A 15,775-nucleotide genomic window follows, 5' to 3' on the forward strand; every position below is an offset into this window, starting at 1 on the left:
CTTGGGTGCGAAGTGATCTTCATAGGCTTGCCCTTCATCTTCCTTGACCGTGGACCAGGAAAACAGCTACTGCGCCATCTTAGGTTATTTCCCAGTATTTCCCAGCGTAGAGCCTCCTTGTTGTTTACTTAATAAGTAAGGCAGAGCAGAATTTGCCCCCTCTAGGTAGTCCACCAAATCTGGAGTGCCTCGCTCTGGGAGGCCAATGCCAGATGTGCAACCCTGCCGCAGACGATTTCTGCCTGACTGCCAATTGCTTTAACGGCAAAAACCGATAACTATATGGAAAACTCGGGTTTCCGTTTCCCAAGGAAGCCATTCCCATTCAGAGTCTTACCCTAGGCATCAGAAGAAAGGTTGGCTGACCAGAACAGACCTATCCACCCTAACCCATAGCTTTCCAATCAAGTCAACCTATCCCGACCCTTCAATTACAAACTGCCAATCTCCTCCTCTCCATTTTTTTACCGTAATTTATAGGCACCCAAGAGCTTAGGTGTAATCATTCCATTTATTTTCAATGTATGTTAATATTGTATTGACATACGCTAATATCAGTAGAGTCCCATCCCGCACGAAAATTTACATTTGACTTACTGGTTCGTTGTTATACCTGAACTAAGCGAGAGTATAGGATCACGGCTTGGAGGCCGAGAATCTGCTGGGTTCAGACAGACTGCTAAAGCCAAGCTACCTATCAGATTATAATACAAGGCTTGTAGAAAATACTTTAAAGGATGAGCTTACTTACTAATCTGCTCTTCCTTTAACTTCTTTGTGGACAACTCAACGGTTCTGTCACCGCTGCATAAAATATTTCCTATAATGATCCCAAACCCTTTCTCCATAAGCATGCTATTGGCGTTGGCAACTTCGTTTGCGACAAACCAAAGTTTGCCGTTACCAGCGCCAGGGCTACTAGAAGGAAATGACAGCCTCCCTAAAAAGGAGCTATACCTACCCGCCAAGGTATGGAAAGTGCCGCAAGGCAATGACTATACAGACAATGGGAGTGAGTACAGTTTCCGGAGGATGGCCGAATCAGAGAATATCGCGGTTTTCTGGACGAAGGAATTGGGGGATGACCCACTGAAGCACCCTGATGTTGCCTCACATTTCAAGGTGGAGGAGGCATTGGAGGAGAGCGAAAGGTTCTATAAATTTTATGTAGACAGGCTGAAGTTTGTGGAGAAGGGGAATTCAGTGACAGATAAATACAAAGTATTGTTCTACATATTCGGGGGCAAGGATGGGACAGCCTATGGCGGAGGGGAAGAACAAAAGGTTGGTATCCTCTGGACACCTCCTTCCCGAATGGCCAAGGCGCCTTACGGTGCTTTGGCGCACGAACTGGGGCACGCCTTCCAATACCTGGTCCATGCGGACGGAGCATGGGGCTTTTCCTCGGCTCCGGAAGGAGGTGGCCAACCCATTTTCGAAATGACCTCCCAATACATGCTGTGGCAAGTCTACCCTGAGTGGATAACCTTTGAGAATTACCACCTGGCAAGCTTCATGCAGAAGACCCACTATGCGTTCCTGCACGAGACCAACCAATACCATTCCCCTTTTGTACTGGAGTACTGGTCACAGAAACACGGGATTGAGTTCATTGGCAGACTTTGGCGGGAAGCGTTGAAGGGAGAAGACCCCGTCATGGCCTACAAACGGCTGACTTCCACCAGCCAGCGGGAGTTCAACGATGAGATCTTTGATGCGGCCCGCAGGTTTATCACCTGGGACATGGAACGGGTCGAGAAGGTTTCGAGCAAATACGCTAACCAGCACCTCAGTTCGCTGAAAGCAGTTGGGAATGGATGGTACCAAATCGCGGAGAATAAATGCCCGCAGAACTATGGTTACAATGGAATAAAGTTGCAGGTACCGGCCGCCGGAACCAAGGTAAAGCTTGGTTTCAAAGGAGTTCCCGGGGCGAAAGGCTTCAGGGCAATCGAGACCCAGAAAGCCGGGTGGCGGTACGGTTTCCTGGCAGTGAAAGAGGACGGGAGCCGGGTATACGGCAAGGTGTATTCTTCAAGATCAGGCACCGGGAGTTTCTCCGTCCCTGAAAAGACAAAGTACCTTTGGTTAGTGGTAAGTGGGGCGCCCACGGAGCATTGGGAGCATCTCGCCGATGGGAAGGATGAAAACGACGAGCAATGGCCCTACCAGGTGAAGCTACAAGGAACCTCCCTGGATGATTCTGTCATTGAGTAAGATGTACCTTGGGCACCAGTATCGTACTGGTGATGCCTTATACTTTGGGGCTCAATTTCTGCTTGATTTTCCTTTATCCCCAATGTTTGCCTTAGGTCCCGGCATTGAAATCTCCTGCCGTAGCTTGCCGAACCAGAAGGTTACCTCATTTTCGCCTCGGCGGGCATAGGCCCGGGCAATTCTTTTCTTTATAGAGCAAATGCTAGTTTCAACCCTGCTTGCTTGCAATAGAATGGCACCTTTTGACGGCTTTACCTCCATAACACTCCCTTTAAACATCGATTTTGATTCTTCAGGAAGCAGATAAATACCATCAATAATCTCGGCTAGATTCATTTAGTGCCCCTCGCTTTCAAGAAATTATCAAGCAGGTAAACAACATATCACTAACCTCATCCGTTCTAATACTCTAGATCCCCATTTTTCAAACATCTTGTTTAGCTAGCTTCCTTTACTCAGTAATTGCCTCAAGCCTGCTCAAAAGGCACTTCTTCAATCTCCATGCAACAAACCAAGGCACAGTATCTACAACAGTATCTACAGAAGGGTATTGGCCTTTGTACAGGTAACCTTTTTCTGACGTAATCCTCGCCCAGAAGGCGATTTAATTGCTTTAACTTTGTTTATCAACCTATAACTCTATTTCCAGCACTGACCTGGAGGTGAGAAATGCCTTTACCTTTATCAACCAAATCACCTGCTTTTTTCCTTTCGGGGCTTAAATGGGCTCTTTGGCCTACTTTTATCTTGATTTCCACAAAATGCCCCAAAAACTTAGATTCATCAACAATGCCCACGCGGCTTTCTTCTCCACTACACGCTTAAGAGTAGACACTTATTTCAAAGAACATAGCCTCTCTAAACATGCCAACACAGCCATGTGGGGCAAAACCATTTTTTTCCTGGCGAGCTTCGTCTCTGTCTACCTGCTTATTCTTTTGGGGGATCTCCCTGTTCCGGCAATGGCCGCCCTGGGAGTTCTGCTGGGGGTGCTCAGTGCCTGCATTGGGTTCAACATCTGCCATGACGCCATCCACGGGGCTTTCTCTTCTGACAGGAGGGTGAACAAGACTCTGGGTCTGATCTTTAACTTCATCGGCGCGAACCCCTACGTGTGGAGCATCACCCACAACCAGGTACACCACACTTACACCAACATCCCGGGCCATGACGAGGATCTTGAGATTGCCCCGGGTTTGGTGCGCATCACCGAAGACGAGCCCCTCTCCAAGATGCACCGGTACCAGCACCTTTATGGCTTGGCGCTTTACGGGCTGGCTTCCCTCTCGTGGGTTCTCAGGAAGGACTATGTCAAGTTCTTTCAGAAGAGCATTGGGCAGGTACCTACCCTTAACCACCCCAGAAAAGAATATTTTAACCTCTTTTTTTACAAAGCAGTGTATTACGGGCTGTTTATCGCTTTGCCGCTGGTGGTGCTAGATGTCACCTGGTGGCAATTTGCGTTAGGTTTCCTGTTGATGCACTTCGCCGAAGGTATGGTTCTGGGCTCGGTATTCCAGTTGGCCCATGTGGTGGAGGGCACCTCGTTTCCAGAGCCTAACTTGGAAGGGAATATTGAGGAGTCATGGGCGGCGCACCAAATGCAGACCACGGCCAACTTCGCGCCCCGCAGTGCGTTTGCGGCCTTCTTCTGCGGAGGGTTAAATCGCCAGATAGAGCATCACCTTTTCCCCAAAATCTGCCATATCCATTACCCGGCCATCTCCGGCATCGTGCAGGAGACGGCGCTTGAGTTCGGCTTACCGTACCTGGAGAACAAGTCGTTTCTGATGGCTTTGCGTTCGCACCATCGCCTGTTGCTCAGGTTCGGAAAAGAAGAACATGAGAAAAGAGAAGAACTTTCCCGGCAGCCTGCATTCTCCTAAAAAGATCCGTCGCTGCTTATTTATAAAACCAAAGAGTTAAACGTATGCAAAAGCACTTATTCAAGGCCGGGGATGCGGTTCAGCTCCTGATGGGCGACAAGATCATGACCATAGACTACAGAACCAAAGCAGGGCTTTACCTCTGCAAATGGTTTCAGGAAGACGGTTGGCAGGCTGGTGAGTTCCAGTCAGACCAAATAAGGTCGGCAGACCGAAAGTTCCGGCAGAACCTTTCCTAACAGCATCAGACCTCCGCTTACAGGCGTTTTGGACTTGATTTTACAAAAAGAGCCCTAAAACAGGCGACAGGCAAACCGTTCTCTAATCTTCAGGCCTATAGCTATAACAGAGTTGGTTTATAGCTTTAGGCCTGCTTTGGGTTAAGTGGCTTGAATCAGGTCCTCCAGGCGGGTGGTATAACACGGGGAAAGATTAAAACGCTGCATGTGCCATTTCTTGCCCGTTCCCTGCACCCCGTAACGCAGGGCACTGTGTCCGAACCGCTGCCTGAGGAAATCAAGGGTCTGCATGAGGCTGCTGTCCCTTTGCCGGGTACTGGCCGTGAAAAGGTTCTCCTGCACTTGGGTGGCAGGGCAGAGGCCTGTGACGATGATGCCAGTCTTCTTGTAGCGGAAGCCTGGCCGGAAGATGGCCCTGAGCGCCTCCATCGCCGCCGGGACCAGCACCAACTCACTGCTGCTGGGGCTGTCCAGGCGTACGGTACGGCTGTTGAAATACCCTTGTCCCGGGTTCAGGAAACGGCTGGTCTCCAGGAAAACAGTGAAAGCGTTGGCGCAGCTTTTCTGTTTCCTGAGTTTGGAGGCGCACCTAACAACATGCGTAGCCAGGGCCTCCTCAATATCTGCGACTTCCGTGAGCGGCTGCCCGAATCCCCGGGAGGTGCAGATGTTTTGCTTAGCCGGCGGTACCATCTCCAGTTCTATGCAGGGTTCCCCCCTGAGTTCTTTCACGGTCCTGAGTCCCACAATGGTCAGATGCTTTTTCACGAAACTGTCAGTCTGCCGCGTGAGGTCATAGGCGGTATACACCCCGTACTGCGCCAGCTTTTTGGCGTAGCGCCGGCCAACTCCCCAGACATCGCCAATCTCCGTAGCCTTCAGGGCCGCTTCTATGTGCGATGGGTCCGTGAGCACCAGCACGCCGTTGGCTTTCTTTGATTTCTTGGCCAGCCGATTGGCCAACTTTGCCAGGGTCTTGGTGGGAGCCACCCCCACAGCCACGGGAATACCGATGGCGCGGGGCATCCGTTCCCAGATGGCTCGGGCGTGTTGTTCTAAATCCACGTGGAGAAAATTGCCCAGGTCCAGAAAAGATTCATCTATGCTGTAGACCTCCACGTTGGGCGAGTACTCTGAGAGCACTCTCACCACACGCTGGCTCAGATCGCCGTAGAGCTCGTAGTTGGAGCTGAAGACATGGATGCCCTCCCGCTCGGCCAGTTCCCTGATCTCGAACAAGGGCACGCCCATCTTGATGCCAAGTGCCTTGGCCTCGTTGCTCCGCGCGATCACGCAGCCATCGTTGTTGGAGAGCACCACAATGGGCTGCCCATTTAACTCCGGCCGGAAGAGCCGTTCGCAGGAGGCGTAGAAGTTGTTGCAGTCTACCAGAGCGAAAAGGCTTGTCATGAGACTAGAACTTACGGTGAATGCCCACTACCACGCCCCAGATAAGGCCTCCTTCCGGCGAGTCTATCTTGATGGGCGGATATTTCTCGTTCTCAGACACCAGATAGGCCGCCTCCTGCTTCACCTCCAGCCGCTTGATAGTGTAGCCGCCCTCCACGAAAGCCAGTACCACCATGCCGCTGGATGCCCTGATATCACGGTTCACGATGGCCAGATCTCCGGGCATGATGTGCGCCCCGATCATGGAGTCGCCCACCACCTTCACCAGAAAGGTGCTAGCCGGGTGGTTACTCGCATACGTGTTCAGGTCGATGGGATCGGCGGAGTAATCGGTGGCAGGGCTCGGGAAACCGGCCTGCACGGTGGTGGTGTACAGGGGCAGGGAGTTGCCTTGGTCAATGATGACAAGGAACCGCTGCTCTTCTACGGGGTGCAAAGGGATAATCGCTGCTTCCATTCAGTCTCTGCTATTTTGTGGCTATTTACGGATAAAATTAGCAAAGGCTATGCAAATTGCTAAATAAAATAGCAAATAAGAAGAATTCACTTCTCCTACTCTATGACTTACAAGCAGAATCAATGCTGACTTTCCTCCCGAAAGGAGATTTCCACCCACCTGATCTGCCGTTCTTTATCTTCAAAAAACCTTCTTTGCAGGTGCTTCCTTTTGCGGATCATCGGTTCTTTACAAACCTCTACTCCGCAGCATATTTCCCTCCCAATTCCCCTGCCCCTCTTGCTGCCTTGCCGCTAACAACAGCCCGCGCGTTTGGAGGTTCTGGAGGGATGGTCTGCCCCGCTTTTTCCTGAGATTCTTTGCCAAATACAATCCATGGATTTGATATCTTCGTTTATAACTTCCTCCGTATAGAGACTGGATTTATGTATTGTATTCAGATACCTTTACCCCATGAGTACAGGACAACTGAGAATCCCTGATAGCTTGGTTAAAAAAGAAACCAAACGCGTGCTCTTTCTAACAAACTGATGAAAAAAGATCTTACGAATGCCATCTCCCCTACTCATGCGCCTAAGCTGAAGGAGTTGGCAGCCACTGCCATCTGCGGGAACGATATCACCTCTTCCTGTCTGTATGTCTCGGCATTGGCCATTATCTACTCGGGGCAGTATGCCTGGGTGGCTCTTCTGCTGGTGGGCGGGGTCTTGTATCTGTTCCGGAGTATTTATGGAGAAGTGGTGGGTGCCCTGCCTCTGAACGGAGGCGCCTACAACGCGCTGCTCAATACTACCAGCAAAAGCACGGCTTCTCTGGCGGCGTGCCTCACCTTGCTGTCGTATATGGCCACTGCTGTGATCTCGGCCAGTGAAGCCATGCACTACGTGCACCATCTCTGGGAAGGGCTCCCTATTATCTATGCCACTGTTGGGCTGTTGGCCTTTTTCATGGGTCTGACCATCATGGGCATTGGCGAGTCTTCCATTGTGGCCATTGTCATCTTCATCACGCACATCTGCACGCTCACGCTGCTGGTTCTAATAGGCTTCTTCTACCTTTTCAACCACGGGTTTGACACGCTGGTGCTCAATTACAGTCAACCACTACAGGGAAGCATCTGGCGAGCCCTGTTTTTTGGGTTTGCGGCGGCCATGCTCGGGATCTCGGGGTTTGAGAGTTCGGCTAATTTCGTGGAGGAGCAGGCACCGGGGGTGTTCGCCAAAACGCTGCGCAACATGTGGCTGGCGGTGACCATCTTCAATCCGCTTACCGCTTTCCTGGCCATCGCCATCATTCCTATGACCCAGGTAGCCGAGCACCAGACGGCTCTGTTGGCTTACTTAGGGGAGATTGCGGGTGGTAACTGGCTGGCGGTGCTGGTGTCTGTCAATGCCGCCATGGTACTGAGTGGGGCCGTACTCACGTCTTATGTGGGGGTGACGGGTTTGGTGCACCGGATGACGCTGGACCGTTGCCTGCCTCAGTTTTTGTTGACCACAAACAAACGGGGCTCTGCGTACCTGATCATGATCAGCTTCTTTCTGCTGTGTGTCTCTATTCTGGTCATTACCGGCGGCGACATTGCGGCTTTGGCGGGCGTGTACACCATCTCCTTCCTCTCAGTGATGGCCTTGTTTGGGGTAGGGAATATCTTGCTTAAGATGCGCCGAAACCGTCTGCCACGTCCGGTGCGGGCCTCGGGCTTGGTGGTGTTCATGGCCATCATGGCTGTTTTAGCGGCCCTTTTGGGAAATGCCATCCTAAACCCGGCCTACGTGTGGGTGTTCCTGAAGTACTTCATCCCGACGGTGTCAGTGGTGTTCATCATGCTGTTCCGCATAAGGTTGTTGCGTCTGCTCACCTACGTGCTGCAGCAGATGGGGAAACCTCTGGAGAAAATCCTCCCCTGGACCTCGTACACCATGATGCGCCTCATCAACACCATCCGGTCGCAGGAATTCGTGTTCTTCACCCGGGGCGACAACATCGCGAATATCAATCAAGTGATGCGCTACGTGGTAGAGAATGAGCAAACCAGCCGCATCAAGATTGTGAACGTCATTAGGGAGGGAGAGCAACCGCCCAAGAAACTGATGCACGAGGTAGAAGTACTGGACAAGGCCTATCCTGAGCTGGAGGTGGATTTCGTGGTCATCCGAGGACATTTCGGGCCGGAGCTCATCCAGGAACTCTCCAGCAAATGGAAAATCCCGAAGAACTTCATGTTCATCGGCTCGCCCGGCGACCGTTTCGTTTATGGCTTGCAGGAACTGGGCGGCGTACGGTTGGTGATCTGATCAAGCCTCCGCTTTACGCCTGTTTTTCTTAAATCTGCTCAAAAAGAGCCGCACTTTTCAGGTGCGGCTCTTTTTGTTTCTCCAAGATTAGTCGTTGAACCGTTTTCTTATCTGCAGGTTGAAGCCCAAAGTGTAGGGACGCAACCCAAAAGGCTCCCGTTCTTTGAACGTAGAGCCCAGAAAGTAATTGAGGCTAGGCATGAACATCAGCTCCACTTTGTTGAACAGCATGACGTTATACCCGGCCCCGATGAGCAGGTTGTAGTTGGACTGCTCCAGCAGGTTTTCCTTTGAGGGGAAAGTGATGGTCTCTATCCACTCGCCATTGATGTATTCCTGGGTGCGGCCCTTGACCAGCAGATTCATTCCGCCGGCCACGGTAAGGTTGAACCGGCTGCGCGGCTTCTCCAGGAAGAAATAGGTCAGGCCTACCCGCAGTCCTCCGTACACAAACGAACTCTTCAGCTGGCGCTCGTCTACGGTATAATAAGGCTTCAACAACTGGGTACCATCTGGCGCGGCGGTGGTCACCACGGAGTCTATCTGCCCCGAGGAGTACGAATACGAAACGTTTTCCCGAAGCTTCATCAAAGACAGGCTCGTTTCCAGGTAGAGGTTCCGTTTGATCATTCGTCCCAGGTTCAGGCCAAATTCATAGCCCATCCGCTCAGGGTCCATGCCCTTGCGGCTGGCTACGTTGTAGATGTACACCTCGTCTGCCGTCACCGGCTTAAACGACCTGAACGAATAGCGCGGCGCCACCGTAAAGCCAAAAAACCAGGGCTTGGCTGGTTTTACTTTCTTCTCCTCTGCCGTCGTGGCCGCAGAATCTGCCACGGGTGTCTCTGGCTTGTCTATTGGCATTGGCTGCTGCAAAGAATCTGCCGCCGTTACACTTGTACTGGCAGAATCTACCGTTACCCGGGCCTGTTCCTCTGCCGGAACGGTTTCAAGGCTCTTTACTGAGTCTTTGGCGATTACTGTTGCTATAGGGACATCTTTGGCGGCTCTTGGGGCGCGGGTATCAGGCCTATCCTGCGGAAGGGAATCTTTAGGATGAACCTGCACCAGGATCTTTCCTCCTGGTAGTACCGGAACCGGTAATGAAACGCCTCTTCGGCTCCGTCTGGTTTTCTGGGTTTCTCCAGGTGTTTTGGGCTCGTTCTGGCCAATCTCCGGTGAAACCGGGGACTGCTCTTTTGTGTCTATATTGCTGCTCTCAGGAGTCACCCGGCGGGAAATGCGAGATTCAGGAGTAGGTGCAAGCGGTTCCTGTTTTTCGGCTGTTTTGGGAATTTCTGCCTTAAAGCCAGGCTCCGGGCTCTCGTTTCGGCTGACTTGGGTAAGCGATGTCTCTGGTTTGTTCTGGATGAGGTAATACACGCCGCCGGGCACTACCAGCAACAGCAAGGCGGCCAGGAAAAACCAGCCCAGCGGCCGCCGTTTTTTGGGCGGTCTTATCTGCGCGGCTATTTTGCTCCAGCTCTCCAGAGGCGGTTCTTCTTCCAGCCCCAGCAGTTTGCGCCTTATCTCTTCTTGTTCTTTATCCGTCAGCATTGTTCAGAGATTGAATGTTTTTGGAGCATCTTTTTGAGATAGCTTTTCGCCTTGGCCAACTGTGACTTGGAGGTTCCTTCCGCAATCTGGAGCATGTCCCCTATCTCGCGGTGGTTGAAGCCTTCCACAATATACAGGTTAAAAACAAGGCGGTAGCCTTCGGGCAGTTGGTTGATCAGACCCAGCAGTTCCTGGGCCGAGATGGTGCTGATGATGTCATCGTCATTGGGAACCACCTCCTCCACGGTGCTGTAATCCAGCTGTTCCTGGTACTTCTTGTTTTTATGGAAGTGGTTGATGGCCGTATGCACGAAGATCTGGCGCATCCAGCCCTCAAAGGACCCTCCGTTGTAGGTGGCTATGTTCTTGAAGACCTTCACAAAAGCCTCCTGGAAAATGTCTTCGGCCTCAAACCTGGATTTGGTATAGCGCGTGCAGACCGCCATCATCCGGCGGGAGTACAGCTGAAACAGCTTCTCCTGGAAAGCAGCTTTCTCCTGCTTACAACCCGCTATGATTTCTTCTTCAGTGGCCACCGGTTCTCTTTAAATCTGGGAAGACGCTTTATTCTTTATTCAATTCGATTTTATATGATCTGGTATTCTGATGGAGGGTATATACAATCTTGGATAAGGTCTCTCAGTTGGCTTTTACCGTCACTTTCACGGGCATATCCTGCGAAACCCCGTAGCCCATATCGGCACGGTAGGTAAAAGAATCTTCGCCCACGTAATTGGCGTGCGGCGTGTAGATGAACGTGACGCTTTTATAAGACGTGCCGCCATAATCATAGAACCGAAGGCTCCCATGCCGCGGCTGCACCACAATGGGCCCGTACGAGCTACCACCCGGGCAGAAAAGGATATCATTGGCGAAGAGTTTGATTTCCTTAGGCGTGTTCATGGTCGTCTCCAGAGAATCGGCGCCAAGCTTAGAGATGCACTGGGAGGTTGGCAGAGGCTCTTCAATGTGCAGCAGGATTTTCTCTGTTTTGCAGATCTTATCACTACACACGGTGTAGGTGAGGCTGTCATCTCCCACGAAATCTTCTTTGAACACGTAGCACATCTCGGTGCCCCCGTTGCAGCCCGAGGCAAGTTGCCCGTGAACGGGTTGGCTGTATTTGATGGTCACCTGGGTTCTGATGCTGTCATTGACCAAGGGCCTTAGTTCAAATGTACTCCATCCGCCGTTGTTTTTGAGGGTATACATCTCATCTGGGTAGATCTTGAAGTCCTGGAACGAGAGCGGCAGTTCATCTCCCTGTTCCTGGTCACAGCCCCAGCTGAAAAGCCCCAGCACCAAAAGCAGGAGGGCGGAGACGTAGGCGGTATATTTTTTCATCATCATAGGTTTGGGGTTCTGCTGGTAAGACAGGCCCCCTCAACGAACCGTTGCCTGAGCTAAAATAAATTTATAAAAATTATAGTGAACCTCCTTTTTTGCCCTGTTTAAATGAATTGGCCCTAAAACAGTTTCACCCAGCCGGGCAGCAGTCAATATCATTAGAGCATCTTTTAGATGGAACTGAGCGAAGCCTTAGTCCTTTCCTCTCAGACATCATCCAGGGTTGCCTGGTAAAAAGAAGCCGTTTCATACCCGTCTGATTTTTTTTCTGATTTTTTTCCAGAGCCGGGCAACCGTTCTGTTTTCGGGCCTGTCTTACCCACAGAACCGCGATTCCAGCTCAGTCAATCAAACCCTTTGTTTCAACCCTTTGGTAGTCCCGCTCCCCCAGGATGACAAAGAATCCTTATGTATAAATCTTATGAAAAATTCGCCCATCACCTTACTTTCTGCGCCTCAAAAAGGAAGGCGCGCCTTATTCTCCATCCGTAAAGCGGGCCTTGTTTCAGGCACCGCCAAAACCTTGACACTGCTTTTGGTGGCGCTCTCTACCCTCTTGGCAAGCTGCCAGGAAGACGAAGAAGATGCTCCTGCACCCGTGATAGGAACCATCATGGCCAATGCCGGCGCAGACCAGACAACCCAGGTAGGCCAAACCGTTACCCTGGATGGCTCCGGCTCCAAAGACAGCCGAAACGACTCCATCTCATACAACTGGTCTGTGGTGCTGAAGCCCGCCGGAAGTACGCCTGACCTCACCAACCCCAAAAAGGTGAAACCCACCTTCGTGCCAGATGCCGCCGGCGACTACAAACTGGAATTAACCGTTTCAAGCAAAAACGGGCAGAAAAAGGATACCGTACAGGTTACCGCCACTCCTGTTTCAGACCCCAATAGCGCCACCATCCTGAGCACCGATATCATTTCTGACCTCGTTTTGAAAGACAAGTTCTCAGAACCCGGCAAAGCCGATTATATAGTGACCGGATTTCTGCGGGTGTCGGCCCCGGTGAGGGTGGAGCCTGGTGTGGTAGTGGAATTTGAGGCTGACAAAGGATTGCGAATAGCCTATGGAGGTTCCCTGAATGCCATAGGCAACGCTACCAAAAAGATTGTCTTCACCGGTAGAAACAAGACCCCTGGGTTCTGGAGAGGAATCATGGTTGAATCTACAAGTGATTTAAATGCCTTTGATTATGTGGAAGTAGCGTACGGCGGAAGCAGTGACCTTGACCCTCTGTTGATGAATGTGAAGACAAACGTGGGCATTGTGGGGGGCTATATGTCTAATGCCAGCTTTAGAGTGACCAACTCTACTTTCAAACACGCAAATGGCTACGGCATGTCAGCAGGCAACCTTACGCAGTTCGCAAACAATACCTTCACTGATAACAGCACCATGCCCTTAAACGTGGCGGCTTCGGTTGCTCACATGTTAGATGCCGCTTCCACCTTTGTGGTTCAGAACGATTCAAAAGGGGTGGCTATTTCAGGGAGCATTCCAGAATACCATACCTCAAACTGGCCAGCCCTGAAAAACGGGGTGAAGTATATTGCAATTGATGATATAACGGTAGAAGGAGACCTGACCGTTGCCCCTGGCGTTACCGTAGAATTCATGCGCGGGAAAGGAATGGAAGTAAGGGGAATGGGTACCTTAAAAGCCATAGGTACTGCAGACAAGAAAATCACCTTTACCGGCTGGAGTAAATTGAAAGGAGCCTGGAAAGGAATTGTGATCAATTCTGCAAAAGTTACCAGCGAATTAACTCATACGGAAGTGGCCTATGGGGGTGAAACCAGCTATAGAGTAGGCAATAGAGACTTAAAAGCCAATGTGCTGCTTTGGGCCAATCCTAATCAGCCCGGCACGAGAGGCGTCTTGAAACTTACCCATTCCTCCATCACCAACAGCGGCGGGTATGGTTTGGTTGTAGCACCCGGGGGAGGATATCTGTCAGATTTTGCGAGCAACGTTTTCAGCCATAATACCGGGGCAGCGCTGTTTATTGATCCTAACCAGATCTATAGATTAGACAACCACTCCAGATTCAACTTAAACAACGGCTACAACGGCCTTGAGACAGAAGGGGTTGTGAGTGAAGGAGGAGAAGTAGCCTGGCCCACACCTATAGGCGGACTTTATGTGCATGTTTTAAGCGATCTGTACATAAGAACCGGGGTGAAAATGATTTCTCAACCCCAAAAGCCCATTGTTGTACAGTTCAACGAGAACAGAGTGCTACGAGTACAAAACAATGGGTATTTAGTGGCCAAGGGGTTGAAAGATTCTGATGTCTCCTTTACCGGTTTTCATGGGCAGAATAAGTTAGCCTACTGGCAGGGAATTATTTTCGAAAGCAGAAGCCCGCTTAATGAGCTGAACGAAGTGAACGTGAGCTACGGCGGAACAAATATACCGGGAGAAATAGGCCCAACGGCTAATATAACCGTGAGAGGCGCCGTAAAGTTAATTGACTGTGAAATCTACAACAGTTTAGGGTGGGGAGTTTTTGCCGCCCCTTCTAGCACAATTAATGCAGATGCCAAAACCGCAAACTGGTTCGGGAACAATGCCAAAGGAAGTATCTATAAGGTAGATTAAGAAGTCCAATAGTTTTAGGTTGCAAATCAAGCAGAAAGCCGCTCCATATCTCTGGAGCGGCTTTTCAGGTGTTTGTTCAATCCTATTTTCTACTGCGTCCTTCTTGCTGCGCCCCTCCTGCCATCCTGCTTTAAAAGCCAACTCAAACCCTAGATCTCTGGCAGGCTTCCATCCATTTAGGGGCCGAATTCCTGAAATTCCCTTAAAAGCAGCTTTGTTATTTCTTCTATCCTCTTTTCCTCTAAATAGCCAATAAACGCATGTGCCGCAGATTGCGTAGTTTTGCCTTTCTTAGCCCTGCCGCTTATGCACTTACTTGAAGTAAAAAACGCTGCCACCGTCAAAGCCTTTCTTGACCTGCCTTCTTCCATTTACAAGGACCACCCCAACTGGATCAGGCCGCTGGACAAGGACATTGAGCAGGTGTTTGACCCGAAGCAGAACCCTAACTTCAGGACCGGCACCGCTATCCGGTGGATTCTCCAGGACAACCGAGGGCAGACCATTGGCCGGGTGGCGGCGTTCGTGAACAACAAAACCAAAGACGCGTCTGAGTACATGACTGGCGGCATAGGCTTCTTTGAGTGCATTGATGACCAGGCCACGGCCGATGTGCTGTTCAATGCCTGTAAAAACTGGTTGGCGGCGCAGGGCATGGAAGCCATGGATGGGCCCATCAATTTCGGGGAGCGGGACCGGTGGTGGGGCTTACTGGTACAGGGATTCACCGAGCCTAACTTCGGCATGTTCTACCATCCGCCGTACTACCAGCAGTTGTTTGAGAACTACGGTTTTCAGGTGTATTTCAAGCAGTACACTTACTACATGGACACTCACGCGCGGTTCGGGGACAAGGTTTACCAACGGTCAGCAGTGCTGGATGCTACCCCGGGCTACAGTTTTGGGCATCCTTCCAAAAACAACCTGGAAAAACTGGCGCAGGATTTCCTGGAGGTGTACAACAAAGCCTGGGCGGGCCACTCCGGCATCAACGAGATGACCATGGAGAAAGCCCTCAAGATGGTGAAAAGCATGAAACCCGTGATGGTGGAGCAGATCATCAACTTCGTGTATTTTGAAGGGAAACCCATCGCCTTTTTCATCATGCTCCCTGAGCTTAACCAGATCTTCAAGCACCTTAACGGCAAATTCGATTTAGTAGCCAAACTCAAATTCCTCTACCACCAATGGCGCTACAGCAAGCGCAAAGACAAGAAAGTGTTTGGAGTCATCTTTGGCGTGGTGCCCGAGTTTCAGGCCAAAGGGGTGGATTCTTACATGATCGTGCATGCCCAGGGACCTTTGAACGAGTACGGTGCCCGCGAGATTGAGATGAACTGGGTAGGCGACTTCAACCCGAAGATGATGTTGGTGACCCGCGGCCTGGGTGCCCGCATCTACAAAACCCACGTCACGTACCGCAAGATCTTTGACCCCACCAAACCCTTCACCCGCTACCCGATCATTAAATAGGACTTACCTGTTTCAGGTGCATTTTCTGAAAAGAAGCTGTAAAATGGATTATTTGCTTGGGCGTGGGCGTGGGCTAATTCTTTGGCTTGGGCATGCCTCTGCTTTCTGGTGTCCACAATTTACTAAGCTTGTTTCTGGAACTTTAGTCCGCTTGTGCTGCCGTGGCGCCGCTGTTTCCGTTAACTCATAAGCTGAGTTGTTGCATAGTTTCCCTCCGAGCGCTCACGGCCGCGAGGCCCCGCCTTCCGGCATCGCGCTGCGCCAGCTTCCTTTGCTCCTTGCAGTCG

Annotated in this window: 12 protein-coding genes; 6 read left to right on the forward strand and 6 right to left on the reverse strand. The window is 51.0% G+C overall.

The window, feature by feature from the left end; all coding sequences use genetic code 11:
* Positions 1-825 precede the first annotated feature (825 nt).
* Positions 826-2,217 (forward strand): DUF6055 domain-containing protein, encoded by a 1,392-nt coding sequence (locus EFB08_RS10175; RefSeq protein ID WP_125077704.1) that lies wholly within the window; start codon positions 826-828, stop codon positions 2,215-2,217.
* Between the two features lie 51 nt (positions 2,218-2,268).
* Here the strand turns inward: EFB08_RS10175 and EFB08_RS10180 are convergent, their stop codons facing one another.
* Positions 2,269-2,553, reverse strand: coding sequence for a hypothetical protein (locus EFB08_RS10180; protein WP_123126845.1), 285 nt, complete (start codon positions 2,551-2,553; stop codon positions 2,269-2,271).
* A 425-nt stretch (positions 2,554-2,978) separates the two neighbouring features.
* Between EFB08_RS10180 and EFB08_RS10185 the strand changes: the two genes are divergently transcribed.
* Positions 2,979-4,103: a fatty acid desaturase family protein gene (locus EFB08_RS10185; protein WP_123127051.1), complete on the forward strand. Its 1,125-nt coding sequence runs from the start codon at positions 2,979-2,981 to the stop codon at positions 4,101-4,103.
* A gap of 44 nt (positions 4,104-4,147) precedes the next feature.
* Positions 4,148-4,342 (forward strand): DUF2158 domain-containing protein, encoded by a 195-nt coding sequence (locus tag EFB08_RS10190; RefSeq protein WP_123126846.1) that lies wholly within the window; start codon positions 4,148-4,150, stop codon positions 4,340-4,342.
* Between the two features lie 141 nt (positions 4,343-4,483).
* Here EFB08_RS10190 and EFB08_RS10195 read toward each other — a convergent pair whose 3' ends face one another.
* Both EFB08_RS10195 and EFB08_RS10200 read right to left on the reverse strand, forming a co-directional pair.
* Positions 4,484-5,752: a Y-family DNA polymerase gene (locus tag EFB08_RS10195; RefSeq protein WP_123126847.1), complete on the reverse strand. Its 1,269-nt coding sequence runs from the start codon at positions 5,750-5,752 to the stop codon at positions 4,484-4,486.
* A gap of 4 nt (positions 5,753-5,756) precedes the next feature.
* Positions 5,757-6,209, reverse strand: coding sequence for a LexA family protein (locus EFB08_RS10200; protein ID WP_123126848.1), 453 nt, complete (start codon positions 6,207-6,209; stop codon positions 5,757-5,759).
* Between the two features lie 530 nt (positions 6,210-6,739).
* Here EFB08_RS10200 and EFB08_RS10205 point away from each other — a divergent pair.
* Complete coding sequence (locus EFB08_RS10205; RefSeq protein WP_123126849.1) at positions 6,740-8,506, forward strand: APC family permease; 1,767 nt, start codon at positions 6,740-6,742, stop codon at positions 8,504-8,506.
* Positions 8,507-8,593: 87 nt separating this feature from the next.
* Here the strand turns inward: EFB08_RS10205 and EFB08_RS10210 are convergent, their stop codons facing one another.
* The 3 genes from EFB08_RS10210 to EFB08_RS10220 form a co-directional block, all read right to left on the reverse strand.
* Complete coding sequence (locus EFB08_RS10210; RefSeq protein WP_123126850.1) at positions 8,594-10,063, reverse strand: hypothetical protein; 1,470 nt, start codon at positions 10,061-10,063, stop codon at positions 8,594-8,596.
* On the reverse strand, positions 10,057-10,599 hold the full coding sequence (locus EFB08_RS10215; protein WP_123126851.1) for an RNA polymerase sigma factor: 543 nt from the start codon (positions 10,597-10,599) through the stop codon (positions 10,057-10,059). The genes EFB08_RS10210 and EFB08_RS10215 overlap by 7 nt, the downstream gene beginning before the upstream one ends.
* Before the next feature lie 103 nt (positions 10,600-10,702).
* Entirely contained in the window at positions 10,703-11,407 is a 705-nt protein-coding gene (locus EFB08_RS10220) for an Ig-like domain-containing protein (protein ID WP_165864852.1), read from the reverse strand.
* Positions 11,408-11,831: 424 nt separating this feature from the next.
* On the opposite strand from EFB08_RS10220, the gene EFB08_RS10225 reads away from it, so the two are divergent.
* Both EFB08_RS10225 and EFB08_RS10230 read left to right on the forward strand, forming a co-directional pair.
* Positions 11,832-14,015, forward strand: coding sequence for a PKD domain-containing protein (locus EFB08_RS10225; RefSeq protein ID WP_125077705.1), 2,184 nt, complete (start codon positions 11,832-11,834; stop codon positions 14,013-14,015).
* 306 nt (positions 14,016-14,321) lie between these two features.
* A complete protein-coding gene (locus tag EFB08_RS10230) occupies positions 14,322-15,488 on the forward strand; it encodes a hypothetical protein (protein WP_123127052.1) in 1,167 nt (388 codons plus the stop codon).
* The last annotated feature ends 287 nt before the right edge of the window (positions 15,489-15,775 follow it).

This window comes from Rufibacter latericius (assembly GCF_003721515.1).
Classification (GTDB): Bacteria; Bacteroidota; Bacteroidia; order Cytophagales; family Hymenobacteraceae; genus Nibribacter; species Nibribacter latericius.

Bases quoted from the DNA above. Each gene is read 5' to 3' on its own strand.
- EFB08_RS10180 (WP_123126845.1), bottom strand. From the start codon at position 2,553: ATGAATCTAGCCGAGATTATTGATGGTATTTATCTGCTTCCTGAAGAA.
- EFB08_RS10225 (WP_125077705.1), top strand. From the start codon at position 11,832: ATGAAAAATTCGCCCATCACCTTACTTTCTGCGCCTCAAAAAGGAAGG.
- EFB08_RS10220 (WP_165864852.1), bottom strand. From the start codon at position 11,407: ATGAAAAAATATACCGCCTACGTCTCCGCCCTCCTGCTTTTGGTGCTG.
- EFB08_RS10210 (WP_123126850.1), bottom strand. From the start codon at position 10,063: ATGCTGACGGATAAAGAACAAGAAGAGATAAGGCGCAAACTGCTGGGG.
- EFB08_RS10200 (WP_123126848.1), bottom strand. From the start codon at position 6,209: ATGGAAGCAGCGATTATCCCTTTGCACCCCGTAGAAGAGCAGCGGTTC.
- EFB08_RS10195 (WP_123126847.1), bottom strand. From the start codon at position 5,752: ATGACAAGCCTTTTCGCTCTGGTAGACTGCAACAACTTCTACGCCTCC.
- EFB08_RS10230 (WP_123127052.1), top strand. From the start codon at position 14,322: ATGCACTTACTTGAAGTAAAAAACGCTGCCACCGTCAAAGCCTTTCTT.
- EFB08_RS10190 (WP_123126846.1), top strand. From the start codon at position 4,148: ATGCAAAAGCACTTATTCAAGGCCGGGGATGCGGTTCAGCTCCTGATG.
- EFB08_RS10185 (WP_123127051.1), top strand. From the start codon at position 2,979: ATGCCCCAAAAACTTAGATTCATCAACAATGCCCACGCGGCTTTCTTC.
- EFB08_RS10205 (WP_123126849.1), top strand. From the start codon at position 6,740: ATGAAAAAAGATCTTACGAATGCCATCTCCCCTACTCATGCGCCTAAG.
- EFB08_RS10175 (WP_125077704.1), top strand. From the start codon at position 826: ATGATCCCAAACCCTTTCTCCATAAGCATGCTATTGGCGTTGGCAACT.